Origin of the sequence: Dyadobacter arcticus (assembly GCF_011762185.1) — a bacterium.
In the GTDB taxonomy this organism is placed as follows: Bacteria; Bacteroidota; Bacteroidia; order Cytophagales; family Spirosomataceae; genus Dyadobacter; species Dyadobacter arcticus.
Map to the genome: position 1 here is coordinate 493,008 of NZ_JAASQJ010000002.1, position 17,326 is coordinate 510,333.

General features: G+C 45.6%; 12 protein-coding genes. 5 read left to right on the forward strand and 7 right to left on the reverse strand.

All coding sequences use genetic code 11. The features are described from left to right. Positions 1 to 25: 25 nt before the first annotated feature. From FHS68_RS09795 to FHS68_RS09815, 5 genes are all read right to left on the reverse strand, one after another. Entirely contained in the window at positions 26 to 448 is a 423-nt protein-coding gene (locus FHS68_RS09795; protein ID WP_167269543.1) for a VOC family protein, read from the reverse strand. Between the two features lie 11 nt (positions 449 to 459). Next, on the reverse strand, positions 460 to 963 hold the full coding sequence (locus tag FHS68_RS09800; protein WP_167269545.1) for an SRPBCC domain-containing protein: 504 nt from the start codon (positions 961 to 963) through the stop codon (positions 460 to 462). Then, positions 953 to 1,279: an ArsR/SmtB family transcription factor gene (locus FHS68_RS09805; RefSeq protein ID WP_167269547.1), complete on the reverse strand. Its 327-nt coding sequence runs from the start codon at positions 1,277 to 1,279 to the stop codon at positions 953 to 955. Before FHS68_RS09805 ends, FHS68_RS09800 begins: the two co-directional genes overlap by 11 nt. Positions 1,280 to 1,418: 139 nt before the next feature. Next, positions 1,419 to 3,569 carry a sensor histidine kinase gene (locus FHS68_RS09810; protein ID WP_167269549.1) on the reverse strand — a complete coding sequence of 717 codons (2,151 nt, stop codon included), beginning with the start codon at positions 3,567 to 3,569 and terminating at the stop codon, positions 1,419 to 1,421. A gap of 128 nt (positions 3,570 to 3,697) precedes the next feature. Next, positions 3,698 to 4,276 carry a carboxymuconolactone decarboxylase family protein gene (locus tag FHS68_RS09815; protein ID WP_167269551.1) on the reverse strand — a complete coding sequence of 193 codons (579 nt, stop codon included), beginning with the start codon at positions 4,274 to 4,276 and terminating at the stop codon, positions 3,698 to 3,700. Between the two features lie 114 nt (positions 4,277 to 4,390). On the opposite strand from FHS68_RS09815, the gene ppk1 reads away from it, so the two are divergent. After that, the gene (gene ppk1 / locus FHS68_RS09820; RefSeq protein ID WP_167269553.1) at positions 4,391 to 6,412 is read left to right on the forward strand and encodes a polyphosphate kinase 1; all 2,022 of its coding nucleotides are present in this window, start codon (positions 4,391 to 4,393) and stop codon (positions 6,410 to 6,412) included. A gap of 101 nt (positions 6,413 to 6,513) precedes the next feature. Beyond that, on the forward strand, positions 6,514 to 6,921 hold the full coding sequence (locus tag FHS68_RS09825; protein WP_167269555.1) for a RidA family protein: 408 nt from the start codon (positions 6,514 to 6,516) through the stop codon (positions 6,919 to 6,921). A gap of 14 nt (positions 6,922 to 6,935) precedes the next feature. On the opposite strand, the gene FHS68_RS09830 is transcribed toward FHS68_RS09825, so the two are convergent. Further along, positions 6,936 to 7,661 carry a 3-keto-disaccharide hydrolase gene (locus tag FHS68_RS09830; RefSeq protein WP_167269557.1) on the reverse strand — a complete coding sequence of 242 codons (726 nt, stop codon included), beginning with the start codon at positions 7,659 to 7,661 and terminating at the stop codon, positions 6,936 to 6,938. A 192-nt stretch (positions 7,662 to 7,853) separates the two neighbouring features. On the opposite strand from FHS68_RS09830, the gene FHS68_RS09835 reads away from it, so the two are divergent. Continuing rightward, entirely contained in the window at positions 7,854 to 10,610 is a 2,757-nt protein-coding gene (locus FHS68_RS09835; RefSeq protein ID WP_167269559.1) for a vWA domain-containing protein, read from the forward strand. 28 nt (positions 10,611 to 10,638) lie between these two features. Here FHS68_RS09835 and FHS68_RS09840 read toward each other — a convergent pair whose 3' ends face one another. Further along, positions 10,639 to 12,216, reverse strand: a complete 1,578-nt coding sequence (locus tag FHS68_RS09840; RefSeq protein WP_167269561.1) for a PGAP1-like alpha/beta domain-containing protein — start codon at positions 12,214 to 12,216, stop codon at positions 10,639 to 10,641. 290 nt (positions 12,217 to 12,506) lie between these two features. On the opposite strand from FHS68_RS09840, the gene FHS68_RS09845 reads away from it, so the two are divergent. Both FHS68_RS09845 and FHS68_RS09850 read left to right on the forward strand, forming a co-directional pair. Further along, a complete protein-coding gene (locus FHS68_RS09845) occupies positions 12,507 to 12,821 on the forward strand; it encodes a DUF6660 family protein (RefSeq protein WP_167269563.1) in 315 nt (104 codons plus the stop codon). Between the two features lie 88 nt (positions 12,822 to 12,909). Next, the gene (locus FHS68_RS09850) at positions 12,910 to 17,298 is read left to right on the forward strand and encodes a CusA/CzcA family heavy metal efflux RND transporter (protein ID WP_167269565.1); all 4,389 of its coding nucleotides are present in this window, start codon (positions 12,910 to 12,912) and stop codon (positions 17,296 to 17,298) included. Positions 17,299 to 17,326 lie beyond the last annotated feature (28 nt).

Consider the following 17,326-nt stretch of genomic DNA (forward strand, 5'->3'; position numbering starts at 1 on the left):
ACGGGGCCGTTCGCTCAGGCTGACGTTAAGCGTTTTCCAATGCGGCAATATCAAATTTAGTCATCTGCATAAATGCCTGGATGACCCTCGGGCCTTTTTCCGGATCGGACATCAATTTTGGTAAAACTGCTGGAATAATTTGCCACGACATGCCAAATTTATCATCCAGCCAGCCGCATTGATTGTATATACCGCCGTCGCCCAGTGTTTCCCAGTAATAATCGATTTCTTCCTGGGTATCACATTCAACGACGAAGGAAGTAGCGGGTGAAAATTTGTAATGCGGACCACCGTTCAGGCCCATGAATTTGAATCCGTTCAGTTCAAATGTCACCACCATCGGGTTTTCCGCAGTGATTTTTGAGCTTTTGAAAATCGAACAATAGTACTCGGCCGCTTGCTTAGCGTTTCCATCATACCAAAGGCAAGGGTAAAGGGGCTTGATCATTTTATTTGACGTTAGTTGTTTACAATGCTGCTGGCCAATAATTCATCCAGTTTTTGATACCCTTCTTTCAGTCCACCTTCCATGCCCGATTGCAACAGGCCGTCGCGGTCTTCAACGGATTTGAAAACCGATTGAACCATTAACCTGGTCCTGTTTTCAGGTAATTCGATTAATGTAAGAAATTCCAATGAAACGTGGCCGCGTTCGGGAAGTCCTTCGAACTCAAAAGTGCGGATTACTCTCTCGGGAGCGGCTACCTCGTGGATTGTCCCATTAAATCCAAACTCGCCGCCACCGTTGCAAAGTGAATGCACAAAACGGTACGAACCGCCCGAACGATTGTCGAGCTTGTCGATTCTCATCTCCATATCATTCGGCCCCATCCATTGGACCAGAAATTCGGGTTCACTCAATGCACGATAAACAAGTTCGCGCGGAGCCTCGAATTCGCGTTCGATGAAAAACTCCTGTTTGCCTTTGTCGGCGGTAATTTTGGTTGCGTTTTTACTTGGCATTTTGTTGTGATTTTAAGTTATCTAATATTTTATCTAAACGGTCGAAACGCTCTTCCCACATTTTCTGGAACGGTGCTAACCAATCGGCTACTTCTTTCATTTTTTGGGGGTTAAAGTGATAATAAATTTCCCTTCCATTCTGCTGCTGGTCTACGAGCTGGCATTCAGTAAGTATCTTAATGTGTTTTGAAACCGCTTGTCTGCTGGTATCAAAATGCTCCGCCAATGCATTGGGCGTCATGGCCTGAAATGCTATTAACGTTAATATCGCCCTGCGCGTCGGGTCTGCTATGGCTTGAAAAACGTCTCTTCTCATCTCTCAAAATTATATATGCTACTGATTGGTTGCAAATATAAGTGCAATTGATCGGTTGCGCAAATATTTTTTCAAAAGTTTTTTGGAGGAAACTTTAAAGGGGGAATAAAGGGAGGAATGGGAAGAGGGAGGACGGGGGCTATTGCGTAACCGGCAAACTAATTACAAATTCAGCCCCCTCGCCTTCTATGCTATCAATCCGCAAGTTGCCGCCGTGGGCTTTGGTGATGATGTCATAGCTTAGCGATAGCCCCAGGCCGGTACCTTCCCCGGTAGGTTTTGTAGTAAAAAATGGTTGCAAAATCTTTTCCTTAATTGACGCCGGAATGCCTATTCCGTTGTCTTTTACGGAGATATGTACCTCGGAATCTGTTTGCCTGGTACTCACTTCAACTCTTGACTTATATTCACTTCCAGCCGTTTTTGACTTTTGATTTACAGAATAAAATGCGTTGTTGATCATATTCAGCAACACCCTTCCCAAGTCCTGCGGAATAGCATTCACCTTTGGCAATGACTGATCAAAATGCGTTATCAGTTCCGCATTGAAATTAGTATCCTTTGCCCGCAAGCCGTGATAGCTTAATTTGAAATATTCATCAGCCAATGCATTGATATCCGTAGGCTCCTTTTCACTGGAACTGCTCTGTGAATGCTGCAACATGCCTTTCACGATGTTATCTGCGCGTTTTCCATGGTGATTGATCTTTCCCATGTTCTGGTCAAGGTCATCTGCAATGGCGGCTACATCTTCCAATCGACCAGCGGAAAGCTCCTCTTTCAGCTCAGCGATCAGCTCGACGCTTACTTCAGAAAAATTATTGACAAAATTGAGCGGGTTCTGAATTTCGTGGGCAATGCCCGCAGTCAGCTCACCCAGCGAGGCCATTTTTTCCGCCTGGATCAGCTGGTTTTGCGTCGTTTTCAGGTGGTCGAGGGACTGGCTAAGTTCGGCGGTGCGTTCCGCTACCTGCTGTTCAAGAAATACTTTTTGCTGAGCGAGCAGTTCCAGACGCTGCGTTTCTTTTTCGTGTTCCAGCCGCTCTTTTTCCAATACCTGCTGCGCGTTTTCGTTGAGAAGGTCCCGAAAACGGCCAAAAAGGATCCAGCAGTTGACCACAACCGTCCAAACGAGTGCGGGAATAAAAAGGTTATTGGCAAAAGTCGAGATTTCAGGATAATGTGTCTGGAACAATACATTTACTAACCAAATCAATACAAATGGAAGTGCACCGATGGCGAATATGCGACTAACTCCCCGGTTTTTAATGACCCCAATGATCAGCGTAATGCAGATTCCACCCATTAACAGGATCTGAGGCACACCAACTGCTATATAAAAAGCATATCTGACTGCATAGGTTGCTGAATCCATTACAAACAGGTAAGCAAGTTCGGTCAGCAGATACACGAAACTGGTCCAGATAATTACTTTGTTCCATCGCGGATATTGTTGTGAAATGCGCAGGAAATGCCTCATGGCATGGTACAAAGCAAAATTTGCGATCACTCTGGTAATCCCTTCGAAAAAATCGAAATAGCCAGGATGGTAGCGAAAGAACAAAAGGTTTAGCTCATCGGCCGCGAAATTGGCAGAGCTGAACACGTTGACCACAAAATAAAACAGGTATACCGGCTCCTTCACCACAGAGTAAAAGAACAGGTTGATCAACGCCGAAAAAAACAGAAATCCGACAAAAGCGGAATAGAAAATGCTGTTAATCCGTATGGCTTCCGCGGTAGATAAGTACCGTTCCAGCGCCTTTTCCCTGAAGCTAAGGCCAATTCCCAACGGCGTTAATGTATTTCCCAGATCATTCCGCTCGTAAACAGTGATTTCAGTATTTGCCGGAATTTCGTAGGCAATGCTCCTCAGTTCCCGGATACCATCCTGTTTATCCCAGGGAACCTTTGCGCCGGTGGTAAAATGTTCAAAATGCTTTTTTACACCTTGAATGTATACATCTGCCCGGTCAACGCCTTCCGGAATGAGGACATTTACTGGCTTGTTCACTTCATTTTTGATCCTATATCGCAGCCAGAGCACATCGCTGACGCCCTTACTTGTTGTATCATAAAATGCAAAGCGGGTTGAATACTGCGGTGATACAACTTCTCTTAATGTAAGTTTCTCACCCGGGTCAGGGAGGTACTGGTAGTATTTTCCCGGAATAAATAGCCGCTTCGAAATGGTATCCGTTTTAATCAGAAATGGATCAGGAAATGTCGCTGACTGCGCGAAGCAAAAATGAGCAAAGAGGACAAAAACGAGCAGTAGCTTAAACTTCATTGGGGGTCCGTAAAGCGAGCAGTATTAAATCGTTCTAAAATACCTAAAAGGCATTTGATTTTTTCCTTTACCCGCTTTTTTCTTTCTCCAATGGCATTCAGCCACAACCTCATTTTTGCCCCCAAATTCTAAGCCTGACTGTGCTCTAACACATCATTTTTCTTCCTGCTGATATCACAAAGCATATCCGAATGAATGTTAAGGCCAATGTTCGTTAGGTTATACAAATGCTCGCTCGCGATCAGATACACGATTTCACAAACTTCCTGCTCGGAATAAAACCTGGATAGTCGTGAGAATGTTGCCGGGTCCACTTTTCTGTCCCTGGTAAGTTCTGTTGCGTAATCGAGTGCTGCGCGGTCGGCTTCGGTGAAAAGCAGGTTTGTTTTGTAATCTTCAAGCGCTTCAAACTTGGCCTCATTCAGGTCGTTCTGAATAACTACCAGCCTTCCGATATCTATACAAAACAGGCAAATATTCATCCGTGAAACCCACTCACGTACCAGCATCACCGTTTCGGTGGGAAGGCCAAGTTTCTTGTCCAGTTTGGAAATCTTTGCGTAAAACATCCCAAATGCAGTCGGAAGCCGGGCAGAATGCACTTTCATCGGCATAAGCACTTTTCCAAATTGCTTTTTGGTAAAATAATAGGCGAGTTTCATGACAAAACTGGCGGGTTTTTCGATGGGTGAAAGAAATGTGTCCATGTTGTTTCTCTTTAAAAGTTTAAATTTTAATCCATGACGATCGAGCTTTCCAGGATTGGACAAACGGGAAAAAGTTTTTTTAAAATAATTTGATCGTGATTATCTTTCCCGGACATGGCAAATTACAGTTTCTTCAATCGGGATATCAGCTGGCTTTCTTTCAATGAAAGGGTTTTAATGGAAGCTGAAGATGTGACGCTCCCCCTCATAGAACGCATCCGGTTTCTTTCCATTTACTCCTCCAACCTGGACGAATTTTATAGAGTTCGCATGCCTGTGCTGCAGAGAAGTGCACAAGGGAATGACGCAAATCAGGATTATGAACTTGCAGCAGAAGTCATCAACCGGCAGCAGGACCGGTTTGGAGAGACGCTCGTTCAGTCCATTATTCCTGCGATGAATGAAATAGGCTATCATTTCTGCTATCGCGATGAAATCCCTGAAAATTTGGTCGCAACAACAACGGAATACTTCTTTTCTCAGGTAGCAGGGCTTTTGCAGCCGGTTTTCTTGAAAAATGATTCAGAAATCTTTCCAGAAAACAATGTCCTATACCTTGCCGTTGTGCTTAATTTGGAACCAGGAGGCGAGCAATTAGCCTTTATCAATGTTCCTACCAATCACATCAGCCGTTTTCAAAAATTCAGGGATGCTGACGGTGAGCACATCATTTTTTTAGAAGATATTATTAAACAAAACCTAAAAGCATTATTTCCGGCGGCAGTCAAAATCCAATCTTTCAATATAAAAGTTACCAGGGATGCTGTACTGGATTTGATGGATGATGATGGTGATGATGTGACCGAAAACTTTAAGAAACAGCTAAGAAAACGTGACCGTGGATATGCCACAAGGTTTCTATATGAACCCGGACTATCGCTGCGTCATCTGCAAAGCATTTCCGCTCATCTGGATTTAAAAAATGCATCAGTCGTCCGGGGCGGCGTGCACCATAACCTCAAAGACCTTGCATCGCTGCCTGTCAGCAGCGCCTCTATCTCCTACACACCCTGGCCCGCGATCCGCGGGTTTGATGGCACCAGCCGGGAAAAAACCCTTTTTCAATCGCTCGAAGTGCAGGATCTAATGGTCCATCCGCCGTATCAGACGTACGATACTGTACTCCGGTTTTTCAATGAAGCTGCCATTGATCCGTCGGTAAAAGAAGTTTACACGACTTTATATAGAGTTGCCCATGATTCCAAAATTGCATTGGCGCTGATGAGTGCTGCCAAAAATGGGAAACAGGTAACCGTTTTGGTTGAGTTAAAAGCCCGATTTGATGAAGCCAATAACATTCGCTGGGCGAAAAAAATGAAGTCGGCCGGGGTGAAAATTATGCACAGTGTCAACACATTGAAAGTACATGCGAAACTCGCCGTCGTGAAAAGGAGGCATTCTGAACTTCCATTTCTGGGTTTAATGGCTACCGGAAACCTCAATGAAAGTACTGCACGCTTTTATACAGACCATATTTTACTGACAACAAATCAGCCGATGCTGGCCGAAGCGGAGCGGTTGTTTTTGTTTCTTAGCAAAAAGAAAAAGCCGGAAATTACGGACAAGATTGCTTTCAAATATTTACTCGTAGCCCAATTCAATCTGCAAACAGAATTTTTGCGCCTGATAGACCGGGAAATCAGTCATGCCGCGAATGGCCTGAGCACCGGGATTACCATCAAAATGAATAACCTCGAAGAAGAGGTACTGATCAACAAACTGTATGAGGCTTCCAATGCAGGCGTTAAAATCAATCTGATTGTCCGAAGTATTTGCAGGCTTGTGCCGGGTGTTTCAGGACAAAGTGAAAACATTACCGTGAAAAGAATTGTAGACCGATACCTGGAACACGGCAGGATTTTCATCTTTCACAATAACGGCGATCCGCAGGTTTTTATGGGTTCCGCTGATTGGATGAACCGCAACATTTACCGCCGCATCGAAGTCTGCTTTCCTATTTTAGACGATCAGTTGAAAAAACAACTAATGCACATTGTTTCTCTTCAATGGGATGACACAAAACAAGCTGTTTTGATTGATCAGGGTTTGCATAATGTGAGAATTTCGGGGCCTGAAAATGGTATTGCTTCTCAGGAAGGGGTTTATCGGTATCTATTGGAAAATATTGGGAGTTGAATGATTAGAGGGAGGGGAGGAAGGGAGGAAAGGGAGGAAGGGGAAGAATGGGAGGAAGGGGGAATTTGAGTACTGGTATCTTACTGTTATTTATAAAAACAATGTCCAAACAATATCTCAATCCCGACAATCTCCCAAGCTGGCAGCAGGCTTTCTCTCAGGTCGTCGTCTGCACTAATCCACGGGTTACTATATATGTATCCGGACAGGTAGGTGTCGATGAAAATAAAAATGTCATTGGACCTGAGGATCTCGCCGCACAGGCTGTAAAGGCATTTGAAAATTTACATCTCGCGTTGGAAGCTGCGGGCGCGACGGAAAAAGATGTGGTTAGGCTTACGATTTATGTCAAAAATTACACCCCATCCGATTCCGACGCAATCAGTTCGGCCGTCAGTAAGTATTATAACCAGGGAAGTATGCCCGCCAGCTCCTGGATTGGTGTGCAGTCCCTGGCCGACGAAAGGTTTTTGATTGAAGTGGATGCTGTTGCTGTTTTATGCGATTGAGATTCATCCGCCTTCTACAACTTCTTCAACTTCACATTGCGATACCAAACTGTGCTTCCCCAATCCTGCAAACCAATCCGTCCTGCGTACGAGCCTTTGGCGATAGGGGCGGCTTTTAAGCCGCTTTTTGCAACCTTCTGTTTCCAGTCGGCACTGTTCAGATCGTGTTCCTGAACGATGAATTCGTCCTGGTAAACAATAAGCCTACCCTTTTTAACAATAAAATGAATTTTGTTCCATTCACCTTGCGGCTTGCCTTCGCGTAGGCGGGCATTGGCGATCCCAAAGAAATCGCTGGCGCGGTGGGTATTTTCCTTCGCGCCGTCATAAATTTTATCGTCTATCACCTGCAATTCCAGGCCGGTGTCGTGCATATTTGGATATTTGGCTGCTTCATTGACAAAGAAGAAAATGCCGCTGTTGGCAAATTTGCTCACCTTCCATTCCGCTTTAAACTCGAAATCCCCGGTGATCAATTCATCAATGACAATGTCGCCACCATTTTTGGCTTTATTCCCCGCCCGTTCCGGAACATTCAATTTGATCGCTCCCTGCTCGATAATCCAGGCAGAGCCAGGTGCTTTTCCGCCGTAAGCATGCCAGCCTCTCAGGTCTTTTCCATCAAATAAAAGCTTCCAGCCTTCTTTTTTCTCGGCTGCGCTAAGGGTATTGAGCGCTTGGGAATTCGCTTTTGCGAACGTCAGGGTTAAGAGCAATGCAAAGGCAGAAAATTTAAACATATGCGGCAAAGGGTTAGTGTTTTAAACCAAACAAGTATTTTAAATCGAGAAAATACTGATCGGATTCCAAGAAAGTGGGACCGTATAAGTAAAAACTGGACGGAAAATAAACGAAACTTGCTTTACAAAAGAAGTAATTGCTATTTTCCCAACTAAACAAACCGCACCTCCACATTCTTTACAAATCACACTATGAAACAACATTTTCTCCTCCTTTTTCTATTTATTTCAAAGTTCACAACGGCTTTTTCGCAGACAGAACCGCCTCAGCAGACTTTGAACCAATATGTCGAGTTCCTGAACCAATCGGTGGAGGTGGTCACCAGTCGGTTTAAGATGCTGCGGGAACATAAGGAAGACATCGATCGCTATAAAAAGAACCCTGATTTCGGACTACGCTTACCTTCTTCCGGCCCGCTCGAAGAATTTTATTATCAAAAAGCGCTCTCGGGAAATGGGATTACTTCCTCCGAAAAACAGCGATTGAATGCGGACGCGAAAGCAATCTGGCAGGTTGTGAACCAGCTAGACGAAACAGGAAAAGCCCTTGAAACACACGTCCGCCTGAATGCTTACAAGGACGATAACCTCAAACAATCCGATGCATATATCTCCGCAATGCAATCGCTTTTTGGAAAGTTCAGCCAAGAAAATGCTGTTTTTTATAAGCGAATAAAAGAAGTATATGTCCGTTACCAGCCCCATCAGGCTACCGATCCTTACTTAAATACTGAAAAAGAAATGGCGATGGCGTTGCTAAGCCAGCAGCAACTGCTCGACTCCCTGCCCTATTATCTTCATTCTGAAAATCGGGCGGAATGGCCTGTAGCATTGGTACAGCGAAGTATGCTGGCCGATGAAAAATTATTGGCTGAGTTGGGTAAATCAAAGGCGAAGCTGACCTATCCGGCTTCTGACGTGATACCTGATTTCAAAGCTGCCCTGCAAGCCATGCAATCTTTGAAACAGCGGGCGTTGGATGATTACAATTTCACCGCCAGGCAATCCGCCCAACACGGTAATGAGGTCTATATGGCGCTGCTAAACCAATATAACCACGATCTTGTCGCTATGCACAAATCATTCGTAAGTTACAGTCAATCAGCCAGAAGAATGCTTAATTATTCGACATTCAGTCCGGTAATAACACAGGAAACAGCCACGCCCGCAAAACAAGAAGGTAAGAAAACTGCGGCATTTCAGGATAAGCCTTTAATTGACTTCAAGACAAAAATAGCGAGCTCCCCGGCGCCGCCAGCCACCAACAATACATTGAACGGATATGTGGAATTCATCAATGAGTCGCTGCGCCAAATGCATTTATTGCAGGTATTGACTAGAAATTACCAGTCCTCAGCAGAATATTACCGCGATCCGGCCCGAAGCCAAAAAAGGGCTGGACTTACCTATTCCCACGACGATTTCAAAATTCCGCTGTCTACTTATCAGTTGCTCATGAATGCCAGAAACAGCATTCCTCAACCGTGTCGTGCATCCATCACCAGCCAGGCGGAAGTCTTACTGAATATGTTAAAAGAAATGGATGAACTGAGCATTGAACTCATCCAGTACACAAATGGCAAACAATACCTGACGGATCACCTCCAACGTTCCGATGCAATCCTGGACAGGTATGCATTGCTGTTTGATCTTTTCGACCAGAAAAAAGAACAGCTTTACAACGATGTGCGCCGCGTTCACGAAAGTTTCCCGAATCCAGCCCCGACTAGCTCCTGGTATGTTGCAGGAAGTGCATTGCTGAAAACATTTGACGATAACAAGGAAACCATGTTTGCGGTAAAAGCTTTTTTTAAAGAAGAAAAAACCCAGAAACCGGCAACAGACAAACTGGAAGCCGGAGCGAAACAACTGATCGCCAACGAGTATCAAAATATGAAAGGATTGAAACGGTACGGCCGCAGCAATGGCCTCTGTCCTTATTCACCATATGAAGACCTGGCTGGAAATTCGTCAAGATTTGCCGAAAAGGCCCAGAAAGTAAAAACGGTTACCTCCGGAACGTCGGCGCATCCGTACGAGTCGTTTTATTATTTCTATAACAATGAGTTGGTTTACCAATACAACAAATTTGTCGAGCTGGCAAATGCTGGATTGCTCAAAACAGTTAATCAACCCGATGTTTTTGCATTTCACAGATTACCGAATCAAAAATCGCCGGAAACACCTGATAATCGCCCAATTGACGATATTCTGGTCAATTCCAAACCGGATACCAAAACTGTGATTGCTGAAAAGCCGCCGGTTCCAGAGCCGTCCAAACCTGCAACGGATGTTCCAATAATGGTGAAACGCGATACCGTATTTGTAGAGCGCGTCAGGGTGGATACGGTATATGTGGACCGTGCGGCGGGACAGCCGGACGGCAATCGCTCGCTGGCAGGGTTCGCGCATAACAATATGGTGCTCCTGCTCGATGTATCATCTTCCATGAACTCGCCTTACAAAATGCCATTGTTAAAGCGGTCTATCAAATCGCTGCTCACATTACTTCGTCCGGAAGACCAGATTTCCATTGTATTGTATTCCGGAAAAGCGCGGGTGGTTTTGAAGCCTACATCCGGTGCTAAGTCAGCCGAAATTTCCAGAATGATCGACTTACTACAATCAGATGGGGATACAGATGGCAATGAGGGCATCCGGCTGGCTTATAAAACCGCTAACAAGCAGTATATCAGAGGTGGGAACAACAGGATTATCCTAGCTACCGACGGTGAATTTCCTGTCAGCGACGAGGTATTTCAGCTGATCGGTGAAAACGCCCGCAAGGATGTTTACTTGACTGTCTTCACATTTGGCCGGAATGAACATACAGGTCAAAAGCTCCGAAAACTGAGCAATTTGGGTCAGGGAACTTATGCGCACGTGACAGCAGAAACTGCTGATTCGCAATTAATCCTGGAAGCCCAGGCAAAAAAGCAAACGCAATAGCTGCCGACAGTCCCGTCGGCAACCAAAGTCAATCATTTTTGACCGTTCGCATGGCTACATCCGCCCCCCTCAATTGCGCTATTTTTTCATTCCATGCCGTCGCTTCAATGCATAGCGTACCAGAAATCGTTTCTGCCTTTCGGAAAGGAAATTTAAAGATACCATTGTCCAAAGTTGCCGGTATCCAGCTATTCTCATCGCTCATGTCGAGTGTTTCCGACAACCATCTGAAATCGACCATGGATTTGCCCGGTATTTCTATATTATTCAGGTTAACCCGAACGTCCATACTTTCGCTGTAAACCGTCCTTTCCGGAAATTGCGTTTCGAAAAGAAAGTTTTCCTTCACCTGATGCTGCGAAACTTTAAATGCAAGCAAAAACTGCGAAAACGGGTCTCCTTTGGGTTTTAATGTGGTATCCAAAAACCCGGTATGAAGATGCAAATCTGTGAGAGGAAATTCTTCCCTTTTCTTGCGAAAGGCATTTTCGCAGGGATTTTGTTTGCGCTGGTGCAGATAGATCCCCGTTCCCCTGATGGATAAGGAAAATTCAATGTCAAAAAATTCCTTGATCTTATCCCCTGGCTTTACAATGTTTAATTCAATTTTTTCAAACCATATCCTGACCCTGGTATTGCCAAACAGGAACCGTCTTATATTTTCGTAGGTTTCGAAGCTGTTCACAATTCCTTTTCTACCTGAGTGCGCGCGGTGAACATTGGCCCAATATGCGCCCTTAATGTAGGCGCGATCCTGCCTGACGAGTCCGTCGCTGTGATTTCCGGTTGCTTTTCTGACAGCCGAATAACTGCTGTAATCACTCCCTATCAGACAAAGACATTTGCCCTCGGGATAGGTATCATTCAGGCTCTGCAAGCTCGGTAGCTCTCCGCCCACTTTTTTTGTCAGCTTAAGATAATCGCGCATGCGCTCTTCTTTAAATATCGCCCCGTTAAGGAGATTGGCCTGACCAGCCAGCAGATCTTCCAGAAAATCGGGAACTGCACCCAGTTCAATGCCGCCATGGGGCGTCCCGATCGTCACAAACCGGTGAATCCACTGCTCAGGATCTTCCTCATTTGCAGACAACAGGTTTTGGATTAAGCACCTGCTGACCAGGCCACCCATAGAATGCGCAATGATAATCACCTTATAATCTTCATCATTTTCACCCAGGTCAACATCCGCCTTTTTAAGCTCATCCGGGATCGTCTTACATATCAATTCTTTCAGGTCCCCGGCGTGATCTTCAATACGCCTTACCCTATCCGAAATAACATCCTTGTCATAAAAACGGCTGATCCACAAACTTCTGGCCGGATCCTGCGTTGTACCCCACGCATTGCTCAGCGCCAACGCCAAACCACCGTTAGCAGCGTCTACATAGCGATATTCTTTTAGAAAACGGATCAACTGACCTTCAAAAACAATTGGTTCGAGGTAATTCGGGGGCACGGCATTGCGCTTTTCAACCGAGGTTTCGGCATAACCATAATATGCATCATAAAATGCCTCCTCCCGTGAGCCTGATGTAGGCGTGAAGCCCCTGACGTAGACGATTGGATAGTAGCCCTTTTTTGTATCAATTTTTGTTTTAGCCATCATACATATACTGGAGGGAGTGTGAAAAATTTACCATTGAATCAACCCAGTTGGCCCACATTAACCGGCGCCCGGGAACCCAGGTCTGCTTTGGTTAAATCCTTCTCGCGGTGGGCGGAGCATTTTTCATGAGCGGGGAGCGTTAAATTTGAAACAAAAAGTACCGACTTCTATTGGAGTTACTTCTCTGATCCGCAACAAACTTAGTATTCGGCATCCTATAAAAAAGTTATGGTAAGAGATCAATGATTTTTGCCTACCTGTTGCATGTCTATTTCATTTAGCTTTGCAAAATGATTCGGACCATTCTGATCCTTCTTGCTTTTTACACCATCGCACTTTCCTGCATTCCCTGTCAGGATGAAGCTCTTGGGGAATTGCATGACGCCGCATCAATCCAGCAACATACATCGCAAGAGCCCGTTGACCTTGATCTATGTTCGCCATTTTGCGTATGCACCTGCTGCGCGGGCATTACACTTCAGCAGGAGATGGATTCTGCACCATTGCTTTCAAATTTCTCAGTATTTGAAGAAATCACCTTCGCTTATTCTTCCGGCGCAAACAGCGGTGATCTGACCTCCATCTGGCAACCACCCAGGATCTAGCATCATTGTCTTTTTGGTTTGGCTTATTGCTGCGATACGCTTCGGTGCGCTGTTATAAGCTCATTCATAAACAGTTAGCTTTATTCTGATGTTAGATAAGATCATTTATTTTTCAATCCATAACAAGCTGGTTATCGTAATTTTCACTCTTGCCTTATTGGCATGGGGGATTTATTCACTTACCCAGCTACCCATCGACGCCGTGCCTGACATTACCAATAACCAGGTACAGGTGATCACCACGAGCCCCTCACTTGCTGCCCAGGAAGTGGAACGGCTTGTCACTTTTCCAGTCGAAACCGCCATGGCAACCATTCCAAATACCGAAGAGATCCGCTCTATTTCGAGATTCGGGCTTTCGGTGGTTACCATTGTTTTTAAGGACAATGTGGATGTGTATTGGGCCCGGCAGCAGGTTTCGGAGCGGCTGAAAAGCGCGGTCGAGCAGATACCACCCGGCGCAGGTTCGCCCGATCTGGCGCCCGTTACCACCGGTTTGGGAGAGATTTATCAATATGTATTGCATACTAAAAAAGGCTTCGAGAAGCAATATCCGCCGATGGAACTGAGGAGTATCCAGGACTGGATCGTGCGGCGGCAGCTATTGGGTACAGAAGGCGTTGCGGATGTAAGCAGCTTCGGTGGGTTTTTGAAACAATATGAAATTGCTATTGATCCCTTCAAACTGCGAAGTGCCCAGATTTCAATCAATGAAATATTCACAGCCCTTCAGCAAAACAACCAAAATACCGGCGGTGCCTACATTGACAAAAAACCTAACGCCTATTTCATCAGGAGCGAAGGATTGATTGGCAATTTGAAAGACATTGAAATGGTGCAGGTCAAAACGACTGAGGCCGGACTTCCCGTGCTCGTGCGGGACATTGCGAAAGTGCAATATGGAAGCGCGGTGCGATATGGCGCCATGACGCGAAATGATGAGGGCGAGGTAGTAGGAGGATTGGTATTAATGCTGAAAGGCGCCAATTCGTCCAAAGTGATTGGCAATGTGAAAGAAAAGATCGTGCAAATCCGCAAATCGCTGCCCGAAGGCGTGGTGATAGAGCCTTTCCTGGACCGTACGAAGCTTGTTAACAATGCAATTCACACGGTTTCGAAAAATCTGATTGAAGGTGCGCTGATTGTCATTTTTGTGCTGATACTGCTTCTTGGCAATCTCAGGGCCGGGTTGGTTGTGGCTTCCGTCATTCCGCTGGCTATGCTATTTGCTGTTTGCATGATGAACCTGTTCGGCGTTTCGGGTAACCTCATGAGCCTTGGCGCGATCGATTTCGGCCTGATTGTGGATGGTGCGGTGATCATCGTTGAAGCGACGCTGCATCATATTATTGGTAAAAAGTACACGCACCCGCTGTCCCAGCGGGAAATGGATGCGGAGGTATATGAATCCGCATCGAAGATCCGAAACTCTGCAGCATTTGGTGAACTCATAATCCTCATTGTTTACCTGCCCATCCTGGCATTGGTCGGGATTGAGGGGAAGATGTTCAGGCCTATGGCGCAAACAGTAGGGTTTGCCATTTTAGGCGCATTTATTTTATCATTAACCTATATACCAATGGTTTCCGCCTTGTTTTTAAGTAAACAAAATGAACACAAACCCAACATTTCCGATCAGATCATTGGCTTCTTTCACAGGATATATGTGTCTGCCCTGGGTTTTGCTATTCGGCAAAAGGCCATCGTAATGATAACAGCATTCAGTTTGCTTGGCATCAGCTTGTGGATATTCATAAATATGGGCGGCGAGTTTATCCCGCAACTGGATGAAGGGGATTTTGCAGTTGAAATGCGTTTATTGACCGGAAGTTCGCTTTCTGAAAGCGTCGATGCAGCCCAAAAGGCTGCTGGATTAATCAGAAAGAATTTTCCGGACGAAGTTATTGAAGTTGTCGGCAAAATTGGGACATCAGAGATTCCAACTGATCCAATGCCAGTAAATGCTGGTGATGTAATGGTTATTTTGAAAGAACCATCGGCCTGGACGAAAGCTTCCAACCGGGAAGAACTTGCCGAGAAGATGCATAATGTTCTTGCCGAGTCCATACCAGGCGTTACATTCGGATTTCAGCAACCGATTCAAATGCGTTTTAACGAATTGATGACGGGCGTTAAGCAGGATGTGGCGATCAAGATTTTCGGTGAAGACCAGAATGTGCTGGCGCAACAGGCCGGTAAAATCGGAAAGCTGGTCAGCTCGGTATCTGGTGTCGAGGATTTGTATGTCGAAGCCATCAGTGGGCTGCCCCAAATCGTAGTGACGTTTGAGCGTGAACGTTTGTCGCAATTCGGCATCAGCATTGAGCAGGCAAACCGGACCATCAATACGGCTTTTGCAGGAAGCAGCGCCGGACTAGTTTATGAAGGTGAAAAAAGATTTGACCTGGTGGTCAGGCTCAATACCGAAAACCGCAGAACACTGGACGATGTCCGTGCTTTATTCATCACATCGCCTACCGGACAGCAGATCCCGCTGGCCCAGATTGCTGCCATTGAAATGAAAACAGGAGCCAATCAAATTCAGCGGGAAGATGCGAAAAGGCGCATTACGGTGGCGTTTAATGTACGCGGCAGGGATGTGGAAAGCATTGTAAATGAAATACAGGCAAAAATTGACGCACGGATCCAGCTGCCGACTGGATATTACTCCATTTACGGAGGGCAATTCCAAAACTTGCAGGAAGCGACTACCCGGTTGAGCGTCGCAGTTCCGGTTGCGTTAATGCTGATTTTTATGCTGTTATATTTCACTTTCAACTCACTGAGGCAGAGCCTCTTGATCCTGACCGCGATCCCGCTGTCTGCGATTGGGGGTATTTTTGCATTATGGCTTCGGGATATGCCTTTTAGTATTTCGGCGGGCATTGGCTTCATTGCGCTTTTTGGAGTGGCGGTTTTGAATGGCATATTAATGATCGCGGAGTTTAACAACCTGCGAAAAGAAGGACTGGCGGATTTCCACAAAATTATCTTTCAGGGCACTCAAACCCGGCTTCGACCAGTATTAATGACCGCATTAGTAGCTTCACTTGGCTTTTTACCCATGGCATTGTCAACCAGCTCCGGGGCCGAAGTGCAGAGGCCGCTGGCGACGGTGGTTATTGGCGGGTTGGTTTCGGCAACATTGCTGACTTTGCTTATCCTACCCATTTTGTATGTGATGGTCGAAAAGCGTTTTGCTTCCGGCGGCGTTCTTAAATCCCTGATCTTATTGCTATTGGTTTCGGTTGCGACGATGTGGTCTTCCGGAGCCGAAGCCCAGGATACATTAAGTAAATCGCGAAGAATATCGCTTGAAACGGCCATTCATGAGGCATTAGCAAAAAATCCGGAAGTCGAATCTGGAACATATCAGATTGATTATCAGAAAGCATTGACAGGAACAGCGGCCGATCTTGGCAAAACCAACTTTTCATGGATGGGCGGGCAGTTTAACAGCAAGCGTTTTGACAATAACTTCTCCTTGTCGCAGACGTTGCCGCATCCGAAAGCTATTTCAAAAAAGCGTGAGTTGTTAACGGCGCAGTCCAATGGGGTTCAGGCTAGACTCGAAGTTACCAAGGCGGAGCTGGTGCGGGAGGTTAAAATTACTTATTACGATTTAATGCTTGCTTCTGAAAAGCATAAGCTGCTTTTGCAGGAAAGCAACCGGTCAGAGCGATTCGTAAAAGCCGCCATGCTCAGGTACAAAACGGGCGAAGCAAGTGAATTGGAGTATTCAGTCGCACAAAGTGCCCAGGGTGAATTGCAGACACAAATGATCCAAAATCAGGGAGATATTCAGAACCTGCGGAGGCAGCTCCAGACATTGACTTACAGTCCCGAACCTTTAATGCCAAACGCAGACACCCTGCTCACCCGCAGCCTCGAAGGTGTAACATTGGATACATCAGCGATCGGCGCAAACCCATATCTCACCTATTTGCAGCAGCAGATATTAACCGACAAAAAATCAACCGAAGTATTCCGGACGGGCCTCCTGCCTGATTTTAGCATTGGCTATTTCAACCAATCGCTGATCGGTAACCAGAACATCAATGGAAATGAGGTCTTTTTCAATGCGGGTAAGCGGTTTCAGGGTTTTCAGATTGGTATTGGGATACCTCTTTTTAATGGTGCATCCAGGGCCAGGATCGAAGCTTCTGAAATCAATGAAAAAATAGCTCAAAACCAATTGAAAGCCAATCAATTACGATTGAGCAGTGAGTTCGAACGGGCCTTGGAAACTTACAAAGTCGCAAGCGAAAGTCTTAATTTATATAAGGAGAAAACCGTGGTCTTAGCGGACGCGATCAGCAACAAAGCCACAAGGGCGTACGAAGCGGGAGAAATCGGATATATGGAAGTTGCGCAATCGCTTAGCAGGGCATTCGATATCCGGACCAGATATCTCGATTTGCTTGATTCTTACAATCAATCGGTTATTCAGATTGAATTTTTGTCGGATAAGCGATAACGGATTACCATTACCATCACATTCAAGA

What these genes read in the sequence shown, in the direction of transcription:
- FHS68_RS09845 (WP_167269563.1), top strand. Translation starts at nt 12,507, where the DNA reads ATGATTCGGACCATTCTGATCCTTCTTGCTTTTTACACCATCGCACTT.
- FHS68_RS09825 (WP_167269555.1), top strand. Translation starts at nt 6,514, where the DNA reads ATGTCCAAACAATATCTCAATCCCGACAATCTCCCAAGCTGGCAGCAG.
- FHS68_RS09835 (WP_167269559.1), top strand. Translation starts at nt 7,854, where the DNA reads ATGAAACAACATTTTCTCCTCCTTTTTCTATTTATTTCAAAGTTCACA.
- FHS68_RS09850 (WP_167269565.1), top strand. Translation starts at nt 12,910, where the DNA reads ATGTTAGATAAGATCATTTATTTTTCAATCCATAACAAGCTGGTTATC.
- FHS68_RS09815 (WP_167269551.1), bottom strand. Translation starts at nt 4,276, where the DNA reads ATGGACACATTTCTTTCACCCATCGAAAAACCCGCCAGTTTTGTCATG.
- FHS68_RS09810 (WP_167269549.1), bottom strand. Translation starts at nt 3,569, where the DNA reads ATGAAGTTTAAGCTACTGCTCGTTTTTGTCCTCTTTGCTCATTTTTGC.
- FHS68_RS09795 (WP_167269543.1), bottom strand. Translation starts at nt 448, where the DNA reads ATGATCAAGCCCCTTTACCCTTGCCTTTGGTATGATGGAAACGCTAAG.
- FHS68_RS09830 (WP_167269557.1), bottom strand. Translation starts at nt 7,661, where the DNA reads ATGTTTAAATTTTCTGCCTTTGCATTGCTCTTAACCCTGACGTTCGCA.
- FHS68_RS09805 (WP_167269547.1), bottom strand. Translation starts at nt 1,279, where the DNA reads ATGAGAAGAGACGTTTTTCAAGCCATAGCAGACCCGACGCGCAGGGCG.
- ppk1 (WP_167269553.1), top strand. Translation starts at nt 4,391, where the DNA reads ATGGCAAATTACAGTTTCTTCAATCGGGATATCAGCTGGCTTTCTTTC.
- FHS68_RS09840 (WP_167269561.1), bottom strand. Translation starts at nt 12,216, where the DNA reads ATGATGGCTAAAACAAAAATTGATACAAAAAAGGGCTACTATCCAATC.
- FHS68_RS09800 (WP_167269545.1), bottom strand. Translation starts at nt 963, where the DNA reads ATGCCAAGTAAAAACGCAACCAAAATTACCGCCGACAAAGGCAAACAG.